Annotated in this window: 17 protein-coding genes and 2 pseudogenes; 6 read left to right on the plus strand and 13 right to left on the minus strand. The window is 59.6% G+C overall.

The window, feature by feature from the left end:
• Positions 1 to 80: 80 nt before the first annotated feature.
• The gene (locus tag C7534_RS26505; protein ID WP_109787540.1) at positions 81 to 1,598 is read right to left on the minus strand and encodes a sensor histidine kinase; all 1,518 of its coding nucleotides are present in this window, start codon (positions 1,596 to 1,598) and stop codon (positions 81 to 83) included.
• Positions 1,595 to 2,311 (minus strand): response regulator transcription factor, encoded by a 717-nt coding sequence (locus C7534_RS26510; RefSeq protein ID WP_046026664.1) that lies wholly within the window; start codon positions 2,309 to 2,311, stop codon positions 1,595 to 1,597. Before C7534_RS26510 ends, C7534_RS26505 begins: the two co-directional genes overlap by 4 nt.
• A 151-nt stretch (positions 2,312 to 2,462) precedes the next feature.
• Between C7534_RS26510 and msrB the strand changes: the two genes are divergently transcribed.
• Genes msrB through msrA form a run of 3 tightly spaced genes read left to right on the plus strand, consistent with a single transcriptional unit; the run spans position 2,463 to position 5,524 of the window.
• Positions 2,463 to 2,981: a peptide-methionine (R)-S-oxide reductase MsrB gene (gene msrB / locus C7534_RS26515; protein WP_109787541.1), complete on the plus strand. Its 519-nt coding sequence runs from the start codon at positions 2,463 to 2,465 to the stop codon at positions 2,979 to 2,981.
• 43 nt (positions 2,982 to 3,024) lie between these two features.
• Positions 3,025 to 4,788 carry a cytochrome c biogenesis protein DipZ gene (locus C7534_RS26520; protein WP_109787542.1) on the plus strand — a complete coding sequence of 588 codons (1,764 nt, stop codon included), beginning with the start codon at positions 3,025 to 3,027 and terminating at the stop codon, positions 4,786 to 4,788.
• Between the two features lie 31 nt (positions 4,789 to 4,819).
• Positions 4,820 to 5,524, plus strand: coding sequence for a peptide-methionine (S)-S-oxide reductase MsrA (msrA, locus tag C7534_RS26525; RefSeq protein WP_109787543.1), 705 nt, complete (start codon positions 4,820 to 4,822; stop codon positions 5,522 to 5,524).
• 19 nt (positions 5,525 to 5,543) lie between these two features.
• On the opposite strand, the gene C7534_RS26530 is transcribed toward msrA, so the two are convergent.
• Both C7534_RS26530 and C7534_RS26535 read right to left on the minus strand, forming a co-directional pair.
• Complete coding sequence (locus C7534_RS26530) at positions 5,544 to 6,557, minus strand: sensor domain-containing diguanylate cyclase (RefSeq protein ID WP_109787544.1); 1,014 nt, start codon at positions 6,555 to 6,557, stop codon at positions 5,544 to 5,546.
• A gap of 74 nt (positions 6,558 to 6,631) precedes the next feature.
• A complete protein-coding gene (locus C7534_RS26535) occupies positions 6,632 to 7,537 on the minus strand; it encodes a LysR family transcriptional regulator (RefSeq protein WP_109787545.1) in 906 nt (301 codons plus the stop codon).
• 102 nt (positions 7,538 to 7,639) lie between these two features.
• Between C7534_RS26535 and C7534_RS26540 the strand changes: the two are divergent.
• A pseudogene (locus C7534_RS26540) lies at positions 7,640 to 8,822 on the plus strand (aspartate aminotransferase family protein).
• 155 nt (positions 8,823 to 8,977) lie between these two features.
• Here C7534_RS26540 and C7534_RS32965 read toward each other — a convergent pair.
• The 8 genes from C7534_RS32965 to C7534_RS26580 all read right to left on the minus strand — a co-directional run bounded on the left by C7534_RS32965 (position 8,978) and on the right by C7534_RS26580 (position 17,668).
• Complete coding sequence (locus C7534_RS32965) at positions 8,978 to 9,241, minus strand: prevent-host-death protein (protein ID WP_256594819.1); 264 nt, start codon at positions 9,239 to 9,241, stop codon at positions 8,978 to 8,980.
• A 163-nt stretch (positions 9,242 to 9,404) separates the two neighbouring features.
• Positions 9,405 to 9,899, minus strand: a complete 495-nt coding sequence (locus tag C7534_RS26550) for an adenylate kinase (protein WP_109787547.1) — start codon at positions 9,897 to 9,899, stop codon at positions 9,405 to 9,407.
• A 14-nt stretch (positions 9,900 to 9,913) separates the two neighbouring features.
• Entirely contained in the window at positions 9,914 to 11,836 is a 1,923-nt protein-coding gene (locus C7534_RS26555; protein WP_109787548.1) for an alkaline phosphatase D family protein, read from the minus strand.
• 128 nt (positions 11,837 to 11,964) lie between these two features.
• Positions 11,965 to 12,330: a hypothetical protein gene (locus tag C7534_RS26560; protein WP_109787549.1), complete on the minus strand. Its 366-nt coding sequence runs from the start codon at positions 12,328 to 12,330 to the stop codon at positions 11,965 to 11,967.
• Between the two features lie 229 nt (positions 12,331 to 12,559).
• Positions 12,560 to 12,781, minus strand: coding sequence for a formate dehydrogenase subunit delta (locus C7534_RS26565; protein ID WP_077431296.1), 222 nt, complete (start codon positions 12,779 to 12,781; stop codon positions 12,560 to 12,562).
• A complete protein-coding gene (gene fdhF, locus C7534_RS26570; RefSeq protein WP_109787550.1) occupies positions 12,778 to 15,666 on the minus strand; it encodes a formate dehydrogenase subunit alpha in 2,889 nt (962 codons plus the stop codon). The genes C7534_RS26565 and fdhF overlap by 4 nt, the downstream gene beginning before the upstream one ends.
• Positions 15,663 to 17,195, minus strand: a complete 1,533-nt coding sequence (locus C7534_RS26575) for a formate dehydrogenase beta subunit (RefSeq protein ID WP_109787551.1) — start codon at positions 17,193 to 17,195, stop codon at positions 15,663 to 15,665. The genes fdhF and C7534_RS26575 overlap by 4 nt, the downstream gene beginning before the upstream one ends.
• On the minus strand, positions 17,192 to 17,668 hold the full coding sequence (locus C7534_RS26580; protein WP_109787552.1) for a formate dehydrogenase subunit gamma: 477 nt from the start codon (positions 17,666 to 17,668) through the stop codon (positions 17,192 to 17,194). Before C7534_RS26580 ends, C7534_RS26575 begins: the two co-directional genes overlap by 4 nt.
• Before the next feature lie 334 nt (positions 17,669 to 18,002).
• Between C7534_RS26580 and C7534_RS26585 the strand changes: the two are divergent.
• A pseudogene (locus C7534_RS26585) lies at positions 18,003 to 18,372 on the plus strand (PH domain-containing protein).
• Positions 18,373 to 18,532: 160 nt separating this feature from the next.
• On the opposite strand, the gene C7534_RS26590 reads toward C7534_RS26585, so the two are convergent.
• Entirely contained in the window at positions 18,533 to 18,841 is a 309-nt protein-coding gene (locus tag C7534_RS26590; RefSeq protein ID WP_109787553.1) for a DUF3077 domain-containing protein, read from the minus strand.
• A gap of 671 nt (positions 18,842 to 19,512) precedes the next feature.
• Between C7534_RS26590 and C7534_RS26600 the strand changes: the two genes are divergently transcribed.
• Positions 19,513 to 20,058 carry a PAAR domain-containing protein gene (locus C7534_RS26600; RefSeq protein WP_109787554.1) on the plus strand — a complete coding sequence of 182 codons (546 nt, stop codon included), beginning with the start codon at positions 19,513 to 19,515 and terminating at the stop codon, positions 20,056 to 20,058.
• Positions 20,059 to 20,060: the final 2 nt, after the last annotated feature.

Genomic DNA, 20,060 nt, shown 5'->3' on the forward strand with positions numbered 1-20,060 from the left:
GGACCGTGGCAGCGTTGTCACGGGTGAACAGGCAACTGGTCGTCATTTTTGCGAGCCGTTACCTGAATGTGTGCCGCCGACTAGGTCCCGGTTGAATTGAGATTCATCGAGCGAACCGCCCATTGCTCTGCCGTTTGCTGATCCACCGGCAAGGAGAAGCGAAAGGTCGCGCCTCGTCCGGGCAGATCGATCAGCTGGATCTCGCGACCATGCAATTGCAGGATCCGATGCACGATACGCAGCCCCAGCCCGCCATCGCGCCGTGCACCGCCAATGTTGAAGGGACGCAGGAACAGCCCTTCGCGCAACTGTGGTGCGATGCCGGGGCCGGTGTCGCTGACGGTGACTTCGATAAACGGCCCTTGTGGGCGCAGGCTCAATTCGACTTCTCCACCTTGAGGGGTATTGCGCAGGGCGTTGTCGAACAGGTTGGTCAACACCCGCTCGATCAATCCCAGGTCGGCGCAGGCCGCGGAAACGTTAGGGGCGAAAGTGGCCTTCAGTTCGATCTGGCGCGCTTCGGCGGTCAGCTCGAATTTCTGGAAGATGTCCTGCACCAGATCGGTCATGGAGAAGCGTTCCAGCACCGGTTGTACGAAACCGTGCTCCAGCCTGACCAGTTCGAGCAGCGATTGCGCCAGGCCACCCACTTTTCGACTTTGATCCAGGGCGATACCCAGATAGCGACGGCGGTCGGCGGGGGATAACGTGGCGTCTTTGAGCGTCAGGGTTTCCAGGTATCCGTGCAGCGAGGCCAACGGTGTTCGCAGGTCGTGGGAAATGTTTGCCACCAGTTCGCGACGCTCCTGATCCTGGCGAGTCAGTGAGCGCCACTGTTCACTCAGGCGGGTTTGCATTTGCCGGAAGGCTGCGTCCAGTACGGCAATTTCATCGTGACTGGCCGCTTTCCCTAGCGGTTCCGCGGTCGGTGGTGTGGAGGGAACACCATCGATGTCGAACTGACTGACTCTTTCGGTCAAGCGGCGCAACGGTCGGGTAATCAGGGCAAATGCCGTGAGACCGGCGATCAGGCACAACAACGCGACCAGACCGATGGACCACAGGGCGGTATTGAGCGCGGCACTGGTGGCGCCGCGTTCGGCGAAGCGGTCGTGTTCTTCGCTAAGCAGTACCACATAGAGATAACCGGCGGGCTGACCGTTGACCCGCAATGGCGCGGCGCTGAAGACTTTGCGTCCATCGACGCTGCGCGGGTCATCGCCGAGAATCGGCAGGGCGTCACCCTTGAGCAAGCGCTGGATCGGCCCAAGGTCGATCCGTTCCCGATGTATCCGCCCTTCTGGGGCGGCGCTGCCGACGATTTTGCCCTCGGAGTCCAGCAGATAGACCTCGACGCTGGGATTGACCTGCATGAGTTTGCTGAACAATTCGCGAACGGCATTGGGCATCAGGCCGCCAGCATCCATCAGCACGGTGTCGTGGGCGATGTGTTGCGCCAGATCGCGCGACAGTCCCTGGACCACTTCCAGTTCATGCATTTGATTGGCGCGCACTTGCATCCACGCCGATGTGCCACAGCACACCAGCAACAGAATCGCGAACACCAGGGACAGGCGTTGTGTCAGGGTCAGCCTCATGGCTGTTCCTCCTTGACCGCGAATTTGTAACCGCGCCCCCACACCGTGAGGATGCGCACAGGTTGCGCCGGGTCAGCTTCGATCTTGGCCCGCAGACGGTTGATGTGGGTGTTCACCGTGTGTTCGTAGCCCTCATGGCTGTAACCCCATACCGCATTGAGCAAGTCCATGCGCGAGAACACCTTGCCCGGCTGGCGGGCGAAGAAGTAGAGCAGGTCGAACTCCCGTGGTGTGAGGTCCAGGCGCCGCCCGTCGAGCGAAACCTCGCGGGTGATCGGGTCGATGGACAGGCCGTCCGTCATCAGGCTGCCCGAGTCCATTTTCAGGTTGCGGGCCATGGCGTCTACCCGACGCAGCAGCGCCTTGACCCGGGCGACCAGTTCCAGCATCGAAAAGGGCTTGGCAAGGTAATCGTCAGCGCCGAGTTCCAGGCCCAGGATCCGGTGTACTTCGCTGGAGCGCGCACTGGTGATGATGATCGGGGTGTAGCGGGCCATCGCCCGCGCACGACGGCAGATTTCCAGGCCGTCGACACCCGGCAGCATCAGGTCGAGGATCAAGGCGTCCCAGCTTCCTTGCTGCAACAGGCGCATGCCTTCATCACCGTCGGCGCAGTGCACCACTTCGAACTGCTCATCGCGAAGATGCAGGCAAATCAGGTCGGCGATGTGCAGGTCGTCCTCGACCACCAGGACGCGTTTGGTCTGTTCCATAAAGCTCAATCCTTTGTCGCGAATGGGCACATTGTGCGGGTTTTCCTCAGCCTGAGTTATCACGAATTGTTTAACTCCTCGTGAGGATTTGGCGATCAACCCAAGCCTAGGCTGTGTTCCCTATCAGGCACCTGGAATTTTGGAGAAGGCCATGTTTTCACGGCGACAGTTTCTTGTAGCGGGCGGCGGGCTGGGGGCTGCAGCGTTGGTGATCGGTGTGTTGCCAAAATTTGCCGCCAGCACTGCACTGGTCAGTGATGCCGGCGCGGCGGAGGTATTCGAGGTGACCCACAGCGACAGCGAATGGCACGCCCTGCTCAGCGACGAGCAGTACGAGATTTTGCGTGAAGAGGGCACGGAGCGGGCCTACAGCAGCCCATTGAACAATGAACATCGCGCAGGTGTTTTCGCCTGTGCAGGGTGTGATTTGCCGCTGTTCTCATCCGACACCAAGTTTGACAGCCGCACCGGCTGGCCCAGTTTCTGGGCACCGCTGGACAAAGCGGTGGCCACTCGTCAGGACCGATCCTTTGGTGTGCTGCGCGAAGAGGTTCACTGCCGGCGATGCGGCGGTCATCTGGGGCATGTCTTCGACGACGGGCCCAAACCCACCGGTCTGCGTTATTGCATGAACGGCCTGGCGCTGACCTTCAAGCCGCAGGCGGCTTGAACCGTGGGCATTTCCCTTCATTCACCTGGTGCAGGTCGACGCTATGTGGCTTTTGGTTCTCGCTTATCTCGGTGGTGTACTGACAATCGTCAGCCCCTGCATCCTGCCGGTACTGCCCTTTGTCTTCGCTCGAACCGGGCAGCCGTTTATGAAAAGTGGCTTGCCGCTATTGGCGGGGATGGCGCTGACCTTCGCGCTGGTCGCCACGTTGGCGGCGGTGGGTGGCGGTTGGGTGGTGCAACTCAATCAATACGGTCGCTGGCTCGCGTTGCTGTTCGTAGCACTGTTCGGGTTGACGCTGATGCTGCCCCGACTGGCCGAGCGACTGACACGGCCACTGGTGGCGGCCGGCAGCCGACTATCGGAGGCCGCCGGCGCCGATGCCCGGCCACGCCCCGGCGCTTCCTTCCTGATCGGCGTTGCCACGGGCCTGCTCTGGGCGCCTTGCGCCGGACCTATTCTGGGGCTGTTGCTGACAGGCGCGGCGCTGCAAGGGGCAAGCATCGAAACCACATTGCTACTGCTGGCTTACGCGGCCGGTGCCGCCACTTCCCTCGCTGTGGCGCTGCTGCTGGGCGGTAAAGTCTTCGCAGCGATGAAACGTTCGATTGGCGCAGGCGAATGGGTTCGGCGCGGTCTGGGGGCCGCGATGCTGGCGGGGGTTGCCGCGATTGCCCTGGGGTTGGATACCGGCATTCTGGCGCGGGTTTCGACCGCGTCCACCGGTGGAATCGAACAGGCATTGGTGGGGCGATTGGCCGGCAAATCCCCGAACAACAGCGGGGCGATGATGGCCGCCGGTGACACGATGAAAGCGAGTGACAAGGCCTCCGGTGTCTTGCCGATTGAAGGCAACCTTCCTGCACTGGATGGTGCAGTGCAGTGGCTCAATTCCCCACCTCTCACGGCGCAGGCCTTGAAGGGCAAAGTCGTGCTGGTGGATTTCTGGACCTACTCCTGCATCAACTGCCTGCGCACGTTGCCGTATGTGAAAGCCTGGGCCGAGAAGTACCGCGATCAGGGGTTAGTAGTGATCGGTGTCCATGCACCTGAATTCGCCTTCGAACGGGATGTTGGCAATGTCACCAAAGCCATGAAAGACCTCGGCATCAACTACCCGGTTGCCATCGATAACGACTACAAGATCTGGCGTGCCTTCAACAACGAGTACTGGCCGGCCCATTATTTTGCAGATGCTCAGGGGCGCATTCGCTATCACCACTTTGGTGAAGGCGAGTACGTCGAATCGGAGAGGGTCATCCAGCAGCTGCTGCGTGAAGCGGGAGCGGTGAAGGTCGCGGATGGCCTGATCAACGCTGATGCGACTGGGGTTCAGCTCGCGCCGGACATGAAGGAAGTGCAATCACCGGAAACCTATGTCGGTTTCCAGCGTGCGGAGCATTTCGTTCCCGAGACCAGCCTTGTGCCGGACAAAGTCGCCGCCTACACCCCACCCGCTGAATTGGCCCTCAATGACTGGAGCCTGGACGGAAAATGGAATGTCGGTTCCGAACGGGCGATTTCCAGCGCCCCCGCCAGTCGCATCGTCTATCGCTTCCACGCTCGCGATTTGCACTTGGTGCTGGGCCCTGCTGCCGACGGAAAACCAGTGCGATTCAAAGTGCTGATTGACGGAAAAGCCCCCGGCGATGCCCACGGCACCGATGTGGCGCCCGACGGCAGCGGCACTGTGAAAGAACAACGCTTGTATCAATTGGTGCGCCAGAGCGGCGGCGTGACGGACCGCACGTTCAGCATCGAGTTTCTCGATCCCGGCGTGTCGGCCTACGCGTTTACGTTCGGTTGAAGCCATTTCGTTTGTCTAGGAGTCATGTCCCATGAAAACCCTGATCACCTGGCGCCGCACCCTGTTGGGGATGGCTGCTGCCGGCATCATCAGTCAGTGCTCGGCCTTCTCGTTCGGTGCCGAAGACGCGGTCATCATTCCCCCGCCGGCCCTGGATGAAACAACCCAGGCCCACAGTGAAAAGGTGGTGTTTGCCGGCGGATGTTTTTGGGGCGTCCAAGGTGTGTTTCAACATGTCAAAGGTGTGAAGCAAGCCGTCTCCGGTTACGCCGGCGGCGCGGCCAGCACCGCCCGATATGAACAGGTCAGCGAGGGCGACACCGGCCATGCGGAATCCGTCGAAGTCACGTTCGATCCGGCTCAGGTCAGTTATGGCACGCTGCTACAGATCTATTTTTCGGTGGCTCATAACCCCACCGAACTGAACCGCCAAGGTCCCGACAGCGGTACCCAATACCGGTCGGCGATTTTCACTGAAAACACCGAACAGCAACGCATCGCCCAGGCCTACATTGCCCAGCTCGACGCCACCCATTTGTTCAACAAACCCATTGTGACCAGGCTGGAAACCTACAACGGTTTTTACCCGGCAGAAGAGGAGCATCAAGACTTTTTGACCGAGCACCCGAGCTATCCGTACATCGTGATCAACGATCTACCGAAAGTGGCGCAGTTGAAGCAGCTGTACCCGGACCGGTACCAGGAGAAACCGGTGTTGGTGAAGGCTGGAATGTAAAATCGACGTGGGGTTGGTTTCACCCCGAAATCACATTCTTGCCCGCTACCTTCGACCGATAAAGCGCCTGATCGGCCCTGGCCAGCAACCCGGTCTGTTGCTCTTCGTCAAAGCGCTGGACCACGCCAAAACTCATGGATACTTGAAACTCGCCCACGGGTGGCAGGCTCGACAATCCGTCGCGGATTTTCTCGGCGAGAAGTCTGGCTTCAGCCAACGAGGTATCGGGAAGGATGATGATGAACTCGTCACCTCCCCACCGCGCCAGCAGATCACCTTCGCGTACGCAGAGCTTCACGCCCTCGACCACCTGCACCAATGCCGCATCACCCAAGGCATGGCCGTAGTGATCGTTGATGATCTTGAAGTCGTCGATGTCCATGGCGATCAGGGACAGCGGTCGTCGGAAGCGCTGGGCTCGTTCGCATTCCAGAGGCAGGGCTTTTTCCATCAGGTAGCGATTGGCGATGGATGTCAGCGTGTCGGTTTCCGCCAGTTTGCGGTTTTCTTCGAGTTGGATCTGAAGCTGCTGATTGACCCGAGACAATTCCCGGGTGCGCTCTTCAACCGTCGCTTCAAGGGAGTGAGTGCGTCGTTCCAACGCTTCAAGCAGGCGACGTTTGTCGTCGATGCTGCGGTGCGCGCCGATCATGCGCGCCACGGAACCGTCAGCATTGCGGGACAGCACATAACCGCGGTCTTCGATCCAGGTGTAACTGCCGTCCAGCATGCGGCAACGATATTCGGCCTGGTAGGTGGGCGCGCGCTGTTGCACGTAATCATCAAACACGGCCATGACCGCGGGGTAGTCGTCAGGGTGAATGAGGTTTTCCCAAGTCAACGCCGTGTTGTCCAGGGAATGAGGCTCGTAGCCGAGCATCTTGTACCAACCGGGATTGCGGTAGACAAAGCCGGTGTTGGCGTTCCAGTCCCAAATACCGTCGCTGACCAGTTCCAGAATGGTGTGCAGCAGGTCTTCGCTAAAATCTGACGCATTGAACTTCAACGGCTTGATATTCGACGTTTCCCCCATCACCGCTCTCCCTGACGCACAGATATCAATTGATTCGCCTGGCATCGAGATTAGTGCATGGCACGTTGCCCCCGCTAGTGTTTGCCCCATAACTGCATGGCAAAGTCGACGAAGTGGCGTAGTTTCGGTAAACGGTAGCGATCCTGGGCGTATACCAGGTGCATTGGCCGGCTCGGCAGCCGGTAGTTCTGCATCAGTGCTACCAGTTTTCCGTTGAGCAAGTCTTGCTCTACCAACGCATCGGGCAGCATCACGATGCCCATCCCGGTTCGAGCCGCCTGATGCAACCCCGCCGAACTATTGATCAGCATCGGGCCGCTGACAGCCACCATCACTTCACCTTCCGGCCCACTCAGGCGCCATTGTTTTTCGACCGATTGCCAGTCATCCCCGACCGGGTAAGCAAAGGACAAACAGGCGTGATGTTGCAGGTCTTCGGGCATTTGCGGTATCCCGCGGCGCGCCAGGTATTCGGGAGAAGCGCACATGGTCAGGGTGTAGTCGATCAGCGGGCGGGCGATCAGGTTGGACGGCTCGATTGCGCCCAAGCGAAACGCCACATCAAGGCTGTTCTCGAGTAGATCGGGGCGCCCGTTGGTGAGCACCACATCCAGTTTGACTTGCGGACATTGCAGCGAGAACTCACTGAGCGCCGGCGCGAGCCTTTCCGTGCCGAACGTCAGTGGCGCCGTAATGCGCAGGGTCCCACTCGGCGCGTCCTGGCTCTGTTCGGCCAAGCGTTCGGAGTCAGCCACCAGCCCGAGTACTTCCAGGCAGCGCTGGTAGTAAGCGGAGCCGAATTCTGTCAGGCGCTGGCGCCGTGTTGTACGGTTGAGCAGGCGCACCCCCAGGCGTTGTTCCAATGAACGAAGGTGATTGCCGACCATGGTTGTGGACATTTCGCACTGCTGCGCGGCGGCGGTCATGCTGCCGGCTTCCACCACTTTTACGTAAACCGTCATTGCCTGGAACAGATCCATTATCAAGCTCAGATTTAAGATGATTGAAGTGTTACAGCGTTTATCCAGCTCAGGTGGCTAACCATACTGTAAAAACACCGACCATTGATGGAGCTTGATGTCATGACCGCCGCCTGCCTGATGAGCACTTACCAACCGCTGGCCTTGAGTTTCAGCAAAGGGCTGGGAACACGCCTGTGGGATGAGGCCGGTCGTGAATACCTGGACGCAGTGGCGGGAGTGGCGGTGACCAACGTTGGCCACTCCCATCCGCGCATTGTGTCAGCGATCAGCGATCAGCGAGCAGGCCGGTTTGCTGTTGCACACATCGAACCTCTACAGCATCGACTGGCAACAGCGCCTGGCGCAAAGGTTGACGACGCTGGCGGGTATGGATCGGGCGTTCTTCAACAACTCCGGCGCCGAAGCCAATGAAACCGCGCTGAAACTCGCGCGGCTTCACGGTTGGCACAAAGGGGTCGAGCAACCCCTGGTGGTGGTCATGGAGAACGCTTTTCATGGCCGCACGCTGGGCACGTTATCTGCCAGCGATGGCCCGGCCGTGCGCCTGGGTTTCAACGAGTTGCCGGGGGATTTTGTCAAAGTGCCCTTCGGTGATCTCGGCGCTTTGGATAAGGTGCATCAAGCCCACGGCCAAAGAATCGTGGCCATCCTGATGGAGCCGATCCAGGGCGAAAGCGGCGTCCAGTTGGCACCACGCGGTTATCTCAAAGCGGTGCGCGAGCTCTGCAACAGGCACTCATGGCTGATGATGCTCGACGAGATCCAGACCGGTATCGGCCGCACCGGTCAATGGTTCGCGTTCCAGCATGAAGGCATTGTCCCGGACGTCATGACCCTGGCCAAAGGCCTCGGCAACGGCGTCCCCATCGGCGCCTGCCTTGCCCGGGGTAAAGCCGCTGACTTGTTCACTCCGGGCAGCCACGGCAGCACCTTCGGCGGTAATCCGTTGGCCTGTCGTGTCGGATGTACAGTGCTGGACATCATCGAAGAACAAGGTCTGCTGGAAAATACCAGGCTTCAAGGCGCGCGCTTGCTCGCCAGGTTGCAGACCGAACTGGCCGGGCACCCGAACGTCATGGCCATTCGTGGCCAGGGCTTGATGATCGGCATCGAACTCAAGCAGCCGATCCGCGACCTGACCTTGATCGCCGCGCGGGACCACGGATTGCTGATCAACGTGACACGGGGCAAGACCATTCGCCTGCTGCCGCCGCTGACGATTGATGAGCGGGAGGTGGAGATGATTGTCAGAGGCGTATGTCGGGCCGTGACCATTGCCTGACATACGTTCCCGATCGTTTCCACGCTCTGCGTGGGAATGCCTCTTGTGACGCTCTGCGTCACGCTTTCGGGAACGCGGAGCGTCCCTGGCTGCATTCCCACGCAGAGCGTGGGAACGATCAAAAAGTGGACTGGATTCACTGTTCGGTAGTGAGATCAATCTTCTATGAGCTGCCGAGCTTCAATTTTCCCTGCCCTCATATTGCCGATTGAGTTGACAAGGCGCTCAGCATTGGCGGGGGATTGGAGTAGATAGGCTGTCTCTGCGAGCGCGTTGTATTGTTCAGGAGACATCTCCAACCATCGGGTTCGGTCATCGTCGACCTTATCCATGGTTCCAGCCACATACACCCGTGCTGTGGTGTAGTTGATGTCGCTCGAAGCAAGGGACACAGAAATGAGTACAGGATGACAAGGCATTGCCTCTGAATGGTCGTTGCGTAGTCGACAGCTCTACGCTTGTACCGAGTATCGCCCAGTCCTCCTAAAGACGTTTCTGTGAGCGGTGTAGTCCCCATCCGAACAACGCGCCATCCCGGCCTGCCATCACCTCAGCTTGGGGACTCACCCCGCAGCGCAGTAATTACTCAACCCGTAACAAGCGATCTATAAACGCCGTAATTTCACCGCGATCCTCGAGTTTGATTTTTGTACCTCCAAACCCTTGAAACAATCGCCGGTGCGCGCCGAGCCCGCTCGAGTCTTCACGGCGATGGTAGTTTGCGGCCCACTCCAATAACGAGATCAGTCGCTCGTCGTCGTGTTCTTCTCGCTGGCGAATATTGGCGACGCAATATTCGTCATCGACACACAACCAGATTAGCGCCGTCGCTCGGTGGACAAGTTCGCTGATGATCCAGCCGTAAACACCCTCGATTACCCAGCGTTCTTCACTGGCCGCGATCCGCGCCATGCCCAATACTGCGGCACCCGGGCGGGCAATGCTGTGTTCGTCCGACACCCAGTGAATCCGATCGAGATCGATCCATGGCACCTTGAGGTGTTTGGCCAATCGTTTAGCCAGCCAGCTTTTGCCTGAGCCAGAGTTGCCGATGATCAGCGTTCGGGTGAGGTTCATGGTGACTCGCCGTTTCAGTCGTCATGTTCAGGCGCAACCATCCGGGTCTTGGGCGAGCCGTTTGAGTTGTGCTGATAAATATCCTGGGGTTGTCCTTTCTCATTGAAGAACACTTGGCCGATGCCTGCCGAGTTCCATAGCCGTTCGCCAGCTTCTGCGTGTTCGGGGGTATACGGGACGATGCGCATGCGCCGACGTTTGGTCAGCCAGTTCAGTGGCGAGCGCGGCGAATAGAGCCAGCGATTGAGGCGGTCGAACCATTCGAGCAGGGTGGGCGGAAATTCGTTTTTGATGCCGCTGCTGGTGATCTGCCAGATTTTCGGCCCCGCCTTGCGGTGTCGGATCAATACTTCGTAGACGAAGGAATAATGCACATCGCCGGACAGCACCACGTAGTTACCCGGTGTGCGCGAGTGTCGGAAAATGTTCAAGATCACTTGGGCTGCGCCGCGATGAGCCATCCAGTTTTCGGCGTCCACCAGCAGTGGAAAACCGCACCAGCTAAAGGCTTTTTGCACGGTTTCGATCAGTTTGACGCCGAAGATCGGCGCCGGTGACACGATGATCGCCGACGGATGATCCAGCAATTCCTGTTGCAGTTCACTGAGCGCTTCCCAGTCCAGCAGGCCCGAGGGTTGCTTGAGATTCATCTCGCTGCGCCAACGACGGGTGCGGGTGTCTATTACGACCAGTGCGGGCGTGGTGGGCAGTACGTAATGCCACTGCTGAAAGCGCAACAGCGTATCGATCAAGTCATCCTGCAGCGCACTGTCGAGGTAACGATCGCCTCCGGTGGCGCCGAGCAGACGGGTTTTTTCCAGCACATCGCCAAACGCCTGCGGGTTGTTGCCCCAGCCCTGGCACAGCATGTAGGCGATCAAGGCGTTGCCGATGATGCGCTTGGAGAACGGATGGCCGTAGGCCGTTTCCTCCCATTGCGCGCTAAGGTTCCAGTCGTCGGTAATGTCGTGGTCGTCGAAAATCATCAGGCACGGCAGGTGCGCCATGGCCCGCGCGGCACGGCCCAGGCCGGACTTGAAGTCATCGATGCGGGTTTGTTCAAGGGCATAGCGCTTGCGCCTTTCAGGTGTCAGCGCGGGCGGTTGCGGGGCGATCAGGGTCCATGGAATCGGCGACCAGACCAGCAGGTACATGGCCATGACTTCTGCGAACGTCACCAGGTGATTGTCGGCGCTGCTGCTGGTGAAAATCGGCTTGCGTGCGCCACCGAAAAAACGCTCGCGCAGGGTCTCATTGCTCTCAAGCGCCGGTAACAGATCCTCACGGTGGTAGTAACTGGCCGGGTGTTCGTAGAGTTTGGCGCTGTCGCTGACCACGGCGCCTTCGAGATGTTCATCGAACAGGCCCAGGCGCTCGATCAAGGCGTGAATCGCTCGCAGCATCGGCCCGGCGACGTCGTCGGCGTAGACCTGATCGCCGGTCATCATCAGCAGTGCCGGCCTCTGCAACGCATCGTGTTCCGTCGCCAACAACTGGTCGACGCAGAGCAGGCCATCAATGGCCGGGTGATGAGGTTTTCGGCAAGAGCCATGCAGCAGTTGATCAACCCGGGAACGCAGCACGAAGTTCGGGCAACGGGCATCGCCGTACAACAGGTGCGGCGCCCAATCGGCGATGCCGGATTCAACGCCATCGATCAGCAGGTCATATTCAATCAACGTGTCGCAGGGCAGGGCGGTGTCCAGCGGCACATCGACCAGGTGCACAAAGGCATGCTTGCCGACCGCGATCACCGTGCATTGCCCGCCATCGAGGCGGATATCGCCGACACCCTGCAAGCGCAAGGTCAGCTCCAGCGCCCGGGAACCCACCAGCCACAACACCAGGCGTGTGGGCTCCAGGCGCCGCAACAGCGGGCCGACAAGGACCGGTGGCAGGGCGTGATGGCTGTCGGGGAGTGGCGAAGACATGGGCATGCAGATTCAGGACTCTTGGCGCGCAGAGCACGTGATGATAGCGCAGCCAGCGGTCGGGGTTGTCTGATGGCTAAAGGCTTAAAACCTCACCGGATGTGTCTTGGAAAGGTGGCGGGGCAGGGTGGTGATCACTTGGCAGGAAAGATCACTGCCCACACCACTAACGTGATGAATGCCGCCAGCAGGCTGCACGATCCGGCGATCAAATGATTCCGGACCTGGGACTCCTCCCGCTTGAGTCGGTTGATAACCAACAGCCATGTCCCGACGAAAGCGCCGATGATCGCCATGAACGAATAGAGAAAGTAGGCCGGTCCTCGTGCTGCCTGTGGTTCGGCGCCGATAAAAATCAGCACGATGATCCCGACGATGAAACTGGCCAAGGCCCCGGCCAGGTTGGCAAACCACAGATTGAAGCTGCCACGGTTTCTAACGATCCAAAACCAGATCCCCGCTGACGCAGCGAAGAACACCAAGAGGGCGATGAATATCATTGAGTCTTCCTTGTTCGTTGATCACGTGAGCTGATGGCGTTAAGGCCACAATCCACAGTGTTGGACGGCGGGAAGATATCAAACTGGAAGTTTGTACAGAAAGGAAAGATCGAAAGATCGTGACTTGAGTCTGTCAGTCAGGGTGCGCATGCCCTCGAATGCTCGGCTTGAAAATCACTGGAACGCCCCTTGCCCTGTCTTCACAGGACAAGGGGTCATTCGAGAGAACCTAAGCCTCCCAGCCCGCCCCACTGACGGCTGCCTGCGCCAATGGGTGCATGTCTGCCCCCTGATGCTCCGTCTGCCAGGCCAGCAATTCCTTGCGCATGCCGGGCGTCCAGTACATCTGAATGTGATTGCGCACGCCGAGCACGGCCGCTTGCTGATCCGGCTCGGTGGCGAAGTACTGGGCGATCTGGTTGGCCATTTTGATCAGGTTTTCAGTGCTCATCGGCGCACCTCGGCGGTTGTTCCAGCGGTGCGTGCCTGGCGGCGTTCGGTGAGCAACCGCTGTTGTTCGTCGCTGAATGCCTGATAGCGTTTTTGCCATTCGGAAGGGTGGTAGACGCGGCTGACCTCCACGGCGGTGACCTTGTACTCCGGACAGTTGGTGGCCCAGTCGGAGTTGTCGGTGGTGATGACGTTGGCCCCCGATTCAGGGAAGTGGAACGTGGTGTACACCACGCCCGGCGCAACCCGCTCGGTGACCCGCGCACGCAGTACGGTCTGTCCGGCGCGGCTGCCGATGCCGACCCAGTCACCCTCGTTGATGCCACGACTCTCGGCGTCGGTCGGGTGGATTTCCAGGCGGTCTTCGTCGTGCCAGGCGACGTTTTCGGTACGTCGGGTCTGGGCGCCGACGTTGTACTGGCTGAGGATGCGCCCGGTGGTCAGCAGCAGCGGATAGCGACTGTTGACCTTTTCCTCGGTGGGCACGTAGCCGGTGAGCATGAAGCGCCCCTTGCCGCGCACGAATTCATCGATATGCATGGTCGGCGTGCCGTCCGGTGCCGCAGCATTGCACGGCCATTGCAGGCTGCCGTGGCGATCCAGTTCGGCGTAGCTGACGTTGGTGAAGGTCGGCGTCAGGCTGGCGATTTCATCCATGATGTCTGATGGATGTTTGTAGTTCATCGGGTAACCCAAGGCGTTGGCCAGAGCCACCGTTCCTTCCCAGTCAGCCTTGCCGCCCAGCGGATCCATGACCTTGCGTACCCGCGAAATGCGCCGCTCGGCGTTGGTGAAGGTGCCGTCCTTCTCCAGGAACGAAGCGCCCGGCAGGAATACGTGGGCGAACTTGGCAGTTTCATTGAGGAAAATGTCCTGCACCACCACGCACTCCATGGCCGACAGGGCCGCGGTGACGTGCTGGGTATTCGGATCGCTCTGAGCGATGTCCTCGCCCTGGCAATACAAACCCTTGAAACTGCCGGCCAGTGCAGATTCAAACATGTTCGGAATACGCAGGCCCGGATCGGGTTGCAGCGTGACGTTCCACGCCTGTTCGAACTGCGCGCGCACCACCTCGTTGGAGATGTGCCGGTAGCCGGGCAACTCGTGGGGGAAAGAGCCCATGTCGCAAGAGCCTTGAACGTTGTTCTGGCCACGCAACGGGTTCACGCCCACGCCTTCCCGACCGATGTTGCCGGTAGCCATGGCCAGGTTGGCGATGCCCATGACCGCTGTACTGCCTTGGCTGTGTTCAGTGACGCCGAGGCCGTAGTAAATCGCCGCGTTGCCGCCGGTGGCATACAGACGAGCGGCGGCACGGATGTCGGCAGCGTCTACGCCGCAGATGGCGGCCAGCACTTCCGGCGAGTTTTCCGCACGGCTGACAAACTCGCTCCAACGAGCGAAATCGCTGCCCTCGCAACGGGCGTCGATAAACGCCTGATCGAGCAAGCCTTCGGTGACGATGACGTGGGCCAAGGCGTTGAGCATCGCGACGTTGGTGCCCGGACGCAGGGCCAAATGATATTCAGCGCGGGCATGCACCGAGTCCACCAGATCAATGCGGCGTGGATCGATGACGATCAATCGAGCGCCTTCACGCAGGCGGCGTTTGAGCTGGGAGGCGAACACCGGGTGCGCGTCGCTGGGGTTGGCACCCATCACCAGGATCACGTCGGCCTGCATCACCGAGTCGAAACTCTGGGTGCCGGCGGACTCGCCCAGGGTTTGTTTCAGGCCATAACCGGTCGGCGAGTGGCAGACCCGCGCACAGGTGTCGACGTTATTGTTGCCGAACGCGGCGCGCACCAGTTTTTGCACCAGATAGGTTTCTTCGTTGGTGCAGCGGCTGGAGGTGATGCCACCAATGGAATCGCGGCCGTATTTTTGCTGCAAGCGGCGGAACTCGCTGGCGGCGTAGGTCACCGCTTCATCCCAGCTGACTTCCTGCCAAGGGTCGTTGATGTGCTGGCGGATCATCGGTTTGGTGATGCGATCCGGGTGGGTCGCATAGCCCCAGGCAAAGCGTCCTTTGACGCAAGAGTGGCCGTGGTTGGCTTGTCCGTTTTTGTCGGGAACCATGCGCACCAGTTGGTCGCCTTTCATCTCGGCGCGGAACGAGCAGCCCACGCCGCAATAGGCACACGTGGTGATCACGCTGCGTTCAGGCTGACCCAGCTCGACCACACTTTTTTCCATCAGGGTCGCGGTAGGGCAGGCCTGCACACAGGCGCCGCAAGACACGCATTCCGAATCGAGGAAGTTATCGCCACCGGCAGCGGACACACGGGATTCGAAGCCGCGCCCGGTAATGGTCAGTGCAAAAGTACCTTGGGTTTCTTCGCAGGCGCGCACGCAGCGGTTGCAGACGATGCACTTGCTCGGGTCGTAATCGAAGTAGGGGTTGGAAGTGTCCTTCACATCGGCCAGATGGTTGTCGCCTTCATAGCCGTAACGCACTTCCCGCAGGCCGACCTGACCGGCCACGGTTTGCAGCTCGCAGTTGCCGTTGGCCGAGCAGGTCAGGCAGTCCAGCGGGTGATCGGAGATGTACAGCTCCATCACGTTGCGGCGCAAGGTCGCGAGTTTCGGCGTCTGGGTGTGCACGCTCATGCCTTCGCTGACCGGCGTGGTGCAGGACGCCGGATAACCGCGCATGCCGTCGATTTCCACCAGGCACATGCGGCACGAGCCGAAGGCTTCGAGGCTGTCGGTGGCGCATAGTTTCGGAATCGTGGTGCCCATCAGCGCAGCGGCGCGCATCACTGAAGTGCCTTCGGGCACGCTGATGCTGCGGCCGTCGATGTTCAGGGTGACTTGCACCTGACTGTCGCGGGCCGGGGTGCCGAGATCGATATCAGTGTTCGGGTCGAAGAGAGTGATCATTGGTCGGCCTCCGAAGATTGCAGACCGAAGTCGGCGGGGAAGTGCTTGAGGGCGCTGGCGACCGGAAAGGAAACCATGCCGCCCAATGCGCACAGCGAACCGTATTGCAGGGTGTCGCACAGGTCCTTGAGGATGATCACCTGCTCATCGCGACCGTTCTGATCCGGCGCGGCCAGCAGCCGGTCGATCACCTCCACGCCCCGGGTCGAACCGATGCGGCAAGGCGTGCATTTGCCACAGGATTCCTCGGCGCAGAACTGCATGGCGAAACGCGCCATGTGGGCCATGTCCAATGTGTCGTCAGCTACCACCACGCCACCGTGACCGAGCATGGCGCCGATGGCGGCGAACGCCTCGTAATCCAGCGGCGTGTCGAATTGCGAAGGTGGCACCCACGCGCCGAGCGGGCCACCGACCTGCGCGGCTTTCAGCGGCCGGCCACTGGCGGTTCCACCGCCGTAGTCTTCCACCAATTCACGCAGCGTCAGGCCAAAGGCCCGTTCCACCAGGCCGCCACGACGAATATTGCCCGCCAATTGGAAAGGCATCGTGCCGAGGGAACGGCCCATGCCGTAATCGCGATAGAACTGCGCACCCTTGGCCAGAATCAGCGGCACCGAAGCCAGGGTCAGCACGTTGTGCACCAGCGTCGGCAGACCGAACAGCCCCTTCAGCGCAGGAATCGGTGGCTTGGCGCGGACAATCCCACGCTTGCCTTCGAGCGAGTCCAACAACGCAGTTTCTTCACCGCAGATATAAGCACCGGCCCCGACACGCACTTCCATATCGAAGGCCAAGCCACTGCCGCCGACGTTGGCGCCGAGGTAACCGTTAGTCCGGGCAATCGCCAGCGCCTCATTTAACGTGGCGATGGCCTGTGGATATTCCGAGCGCACATAGATGTAGCCGTAGCTGGCGCCGACGGTGATGCCGGCAATGGCCATGCCTTCGATCAGCAGGAAGGGGTCGCCTTCCATCAACATGCGGTCGGCGAAGGTGCCGGAGTCGCCTTCGTCGGCGTTGCACACAATGTATTTCTGCGCCGCCTCGGTAGCGCGCACCGTGCGCCATTTGATCCCGGCAGGGAAGGCTGCGCCGCCACGGCCACGCAAGCCCGAATCGAACACCGCGGTCGCGGTTTCATCGCCGCCAATCGTGACGGCCCTTGTTAAACCCTCGAAACCGCCGTGGGCTCGGTAATCGTCCAGCGACAACGGCCGGGTGATGCCAGCGCGGGCGAACAGCAGGCGTTGTTGAGTCTTCAGATAAGGCAATTCTTCCACAAGGCCCAAGGCCAGTGGATGCGAGGACGGCTCGCCTTGCAGCGCATCAAGCACCGACGGCACATCGGCCGCCGTCAGCGGGCCGAAGCCGATTCGGCCTTGCGGGGTGTCCACTTCCAGCAAGGGTTCCAGCCAATAGAGGCCACGAGAGCTGGTGCGTTGCAGGTCCTGGCTGCCAAGGGCAGACGCCACCGCATCGGCACCCACGGCACGGGCCAGCGAATCACAGGATAGATAGAGGCTCATACGTCCTCCCGGCAAGCGTCGAGCAATGCATCAAGACGCTCGGCACTCAGCCGCGCATGCACCTGACCATCTAGCTCCAGCGCCGGCGAACAGGCGCAGGCGCCAAGGCAATACACCGGACGCAAACTGATGCTGCCATCGGCGCTGCTGCCGTGGTCATCCAGTTGCAGACGTTCACGCAACTGCGCGGCCAACTGCTCGGCGCCGCGACTCTTGCACGACTCCGCCCGACACAGACGCAGGATATGCCGGGGCGGCGGCGCGGTGCGGAAATCATGGTAAAAGCTGATCACCCCACGAATCTCGGCCTGACTCTGATTGAGGGCGTGGGCAATCTCGGGGATGGCGGCTTCGGGGATGTAACCGATACCGGCCTGAATCTCATGAAGGATGGGCAACAATGCACCCGCAGAGCCCTTGTGGCGCTCCAGCACGCTGTTGACCATAGGCAGTTGCAACATCTCATCAGGCATACAGCATTCCTCACGGTCACGGACAAACCAGGCGGTTGTCGGTCGTCCGAAAGTGTCGGCTGCGGCATTCACACCACGTCACGGTATCGTGGCATTGTCAGGCCGTTGGCCAGGGCACCCTGTGCGGGCATCTTGTTGTGCCCGGCGCGGTCTTTGCCGCACCTTTTATAGGGCATTAAGGCAGCTTGCCACGCTGGTATTGATTCATCTGCACCAAAGCGACGTGTTTGGTTCTTTCTACGACTACTACCCGTTAAGTCTAGACGAGGCCCAGCCCAAGGCGCCGTATGCAGCCCGCACTCGGGATTTACGTTCAAAAAACAGGGAATGACAGATGATTGATTTCAACAACAAAGGCTTCTTCAAACTCAAGCAAAACGAAGAATACGCCGAACGCGTCAGCAGCACTGCTGCTGGAAGGGGAGCAGGTCATCGACGCCTACAAATCCATGCGCGACGGCGTGGTGTTCACCAACAAACGCATCATCGCCGTCAACGTCCAGGGCATCACCGGCAGCAAAAAAGACTTCACCTCGCTGCCCTACAAAAACATCGTGGCGTACTCGGTGGAAACGTCCGGGACCTTTGACCTGGATTCAGAGCTGGAGATCTATTTCTCGTCACTGGGCAAAGTGAAATTCGAATTCACCGGCAGGACATCGATGGTAGAAATCTCAAAACTGATCTCCCAACACGTCCTCTGACCCCAACACGAAAAAGCCCCGAAAAACTCGGGGCCAGCAACGGCCTTCAGCTAGCCGCAATCCCTGTGTGCGAGCTTGCTCGCGATAGCGCTAGTTCAGCCAACATCAATCCTGAACCAACCGCCGTCATCAAGCAGTCCGCTCCCCCATTTTTCAGCGTTTACCCTTCAGACGCCGCCGCCCGCTCAGCCGCCGCCGCAGAACCCCGACCCCGCCCAAGCACCTTCACCGCATCATCAACCACCGCCTTACTCATCGCCGTCAAATAATGCGCAGCCCAGGCGTGGCGATCTGTGTCTGTGGCGTAAGCGGCATCTTCATTCAGCTTCTTGGCGAGAAACAGAAAGTCAGAAGCCATGGCCAATGCATCGCCGAGGGGAACGCCGCGAGTGACGTGGAAGAGTGGTTGGTCTGCGCAGTAAATGGCAGGGGTTAGGCCGATGGTTTTCAGCTCTGATTGATCGGTCATTGGCCACCTCCGATCACGGAGAGGGGGTGGGAGAGGGTGGACGGTGGGGCGTTACGCAACTGAGAGTCGCGTTGAGGGAAAAGCCAGATTTTGTACGTATCCATACAGCGCATTGTGAAGCTCCTTAATTTTTAAGAGCCGCCACAATTCGTTACCAAGCGAATGGGTGGCAGCTGTGCGCAGGTTGGTAAACCGGGAAATCAAGGAAACCGGCACGTCCGAAGACGTCCCACGCACAGCCGCCATAACGCAGATCGCAGGCGAAAAAAAAGCGCCTGCGAACGCATGGCACTGTTGCGCAGTGATTTACCTCGGGTTACCAAGCCCGGCCGCTGAATTGGCAGCGACGGTGGGAGGGTATCGTGGGGACGTCTTTCCTGCAACCAGCAAGAGTTGCGATTCCAAGACCCAATTGCCATGAGTTAGTAGCTTTCAAATGGAGAAAAGGTGACAGATCTATTTTCATCCACTCTGGGCCGAAAGCGGCTTTCGGCTTCTTCAGTTAAAGCGGCTTTTTCTGCATCTTGGTTCGATTTCTAGAGGCTAGCGCCGATCAGTTTTAGTGGATGCTGATCGCTGAATAGGAGTATGCATATTGCCCGACGATAATTAATCGGCGCGCTGATCTGGTAGGTTATGACGCTCGAAAGGATTTTTGACAGGAGGTCAAAATGGCTAAGCCAGCAGCGCGTAAAAGCGATTTATACCGTTGTCCTTTGCCGGGGCACGGTACCAACCCTATCGCATCAGGATCTCCCGACGTATTCTTCGACGGCCTTCCCGCAGCGCGTCAGAGCGATACCTGCACTTGCGGTAGCGCGCTCTCTTCAGGGCTGTCTACGACCGTGTTCATTAACGGCAAGAATGCGGCGACAATTGATATCGTAGGCACCCACGGCGGCATCGTGATTGGTGGTTCGGGCACGGTGATAATTGGCGATACCCATACCCCCTGCGAGTTTGTTCCTCCTACGCCGTTAACTGGTTTCGCGAGCTGGATTGGCTTCAGAATTCCTGCTGACGAAAGCTATGAGGGCTTGCCGTGCACCGCGCATTTTGAGGATGGGTCATCTCTGCCAGGTGTATTCAATAAAGACAACGCCGTTAAATTTTCGAATCCGTCCGGCAAGACCTGCGTGATGCTCAAATTTGACGATGAGGCTCCCGCCGGTAGTTCGTCTCTTACAGAGAGCTTTTTGAACAGGATACTAGGATAAGG

This window comes from Pseudomonas sp. OV226, from assembly GCF_003148705.1.
Lineage (GTDB): Bacteria > Pseudomonadota > Gammaproteobacteria > Pseudomonadales > Pseudomonadaceae > Aquipseudomonas.

What these genes read in the sequence shown, in the direction of transcription:
- C7534_RS26505 (WP_109787540.1), bottom strand. Translation starts at nt 1,598, where the DNA reads ATGAGGCTGACCCTGACACAACGCCTGTCCCTGGTGTTCGCGATTCTG.
- C7534_RS26510 (WP_046026664.1), bottom strand. Translation starts at nt 2,311, where the DNA reads ATGGAACAGACCAAACGCGTCCTGGTGGTCGAGGACGACCTGCACATC.
- msrB (WP_109787541.1), top strand. Translation starts at nt 2,463, where the DNA reads ATGTTTTCACGGCGACAGTTTCTTGTAGCGGGCGGCGGGCTGGGGGCT.
- C7534_RS26520 (WP_109787542.1), top strand. Translation starts at nt 3,025, where the DNA reads ATGTGGCTTTTGGTTCTCGCTTATCTCGGTGGTGTACTGACAATCGTC.
- msrA (WP_109787543.1), top strand. Translation starts at nt 4,820, where the DNA reads ATGAAAACCCTGATCACCTGGCGCCGCACCCTGTTGGGGATGGCTGCT.
- C7534_RS26530 (WP_109787544.1), bottom strand. Translation starts at nt 6,557, where the DNA reads ATGGGGGAAACGTCGAATATCAAGCCGTTGAAGTTCAATGCGTCAGAT.
- C7534_RS26535 (WP_109787545.1), bottom strand. Translation starts at nt 7,537, where the DNA reads ATGGATCTGTTCCAGGCAATGACGGTTTACGTAAAAGTGGTGGAAGCC.
- C7534_RS32965 (WP_256594819.1), bottom strand. Translation starts at nt 9,241, where the DNA reads ATGCCTTGTCATCCTGTACTCATTTCTGTGTCCCTTGCTTCGAGCGAC.
- C7534_RS26550 (WP_109787547.1), bottom strand. Translation starts at nt 9,899, where the DNA reads ATGAACCTCACCCGAACGCTGATCATCGGCAACTCTGGCTCAGGCAAA.
- C7534_RS26555 (WP_109787548.1), bottom strand. Translation starts at nt 11,836, where the DNA reads ATGCCCATGTCTTCGCCACTCCCCGACAGCCATCACGCCCTGCCACCG.
- C7534_RS26560 (WP_109787549.1), bottom strand. Translation starts at nt 12,330, where the DNA reads ATGATATTCATCGCCCTCTTGGTGTTCTTCGCTGCGTCAGCGGGGATC.
- C7534_RS26565 (WP_077431296.1), bottom strand. Translation starts at nt 12,781, where the DNA reads ATGAGCACTGAAAACCTGATCAAAATGGCCAACCAGATCGCCCAGTAC.
- fdhF (WP_109787550.1), bottom strand. Translation starts at nt 15,666, where the DNA reads ATGATCACTCTCTTCGACCCGAACACTGATATCGATCTCGGCACCCCG.
- C7534_RS26575 (WP_109787551.1), bottom strand. Translation starts at nt 17,195, where the DNA reads ATGAGCCTCTATCTATCCTGTGATTCGCTGGCCCGTGCCGTGGGTGCC.
- C7534_RS26580 (WP_109787552.1), bottom strand. Translation starts at nt 17,668, where the DNA reads ATGCCTGATGAGATGTTGCAACTGCCTATGGTCAACAGCGTGCTGGAG.
- C7534_RS26590 (WP_109787553.1), bottom strand. Translation starts at nt 18,841, where the DNA reads ATGACCGATCAATCAGAGCTGAAAACCATCGGCCTAACCCCTGCCATT.
- C7534_RS26600 (WP_109787554.1), top strand. Translation starts at nt 19,513, where the DNA reads ATGGCTAAGCCAGCAGCGCGTAAAAGCGATTTATACCGTTGTCCTTTG.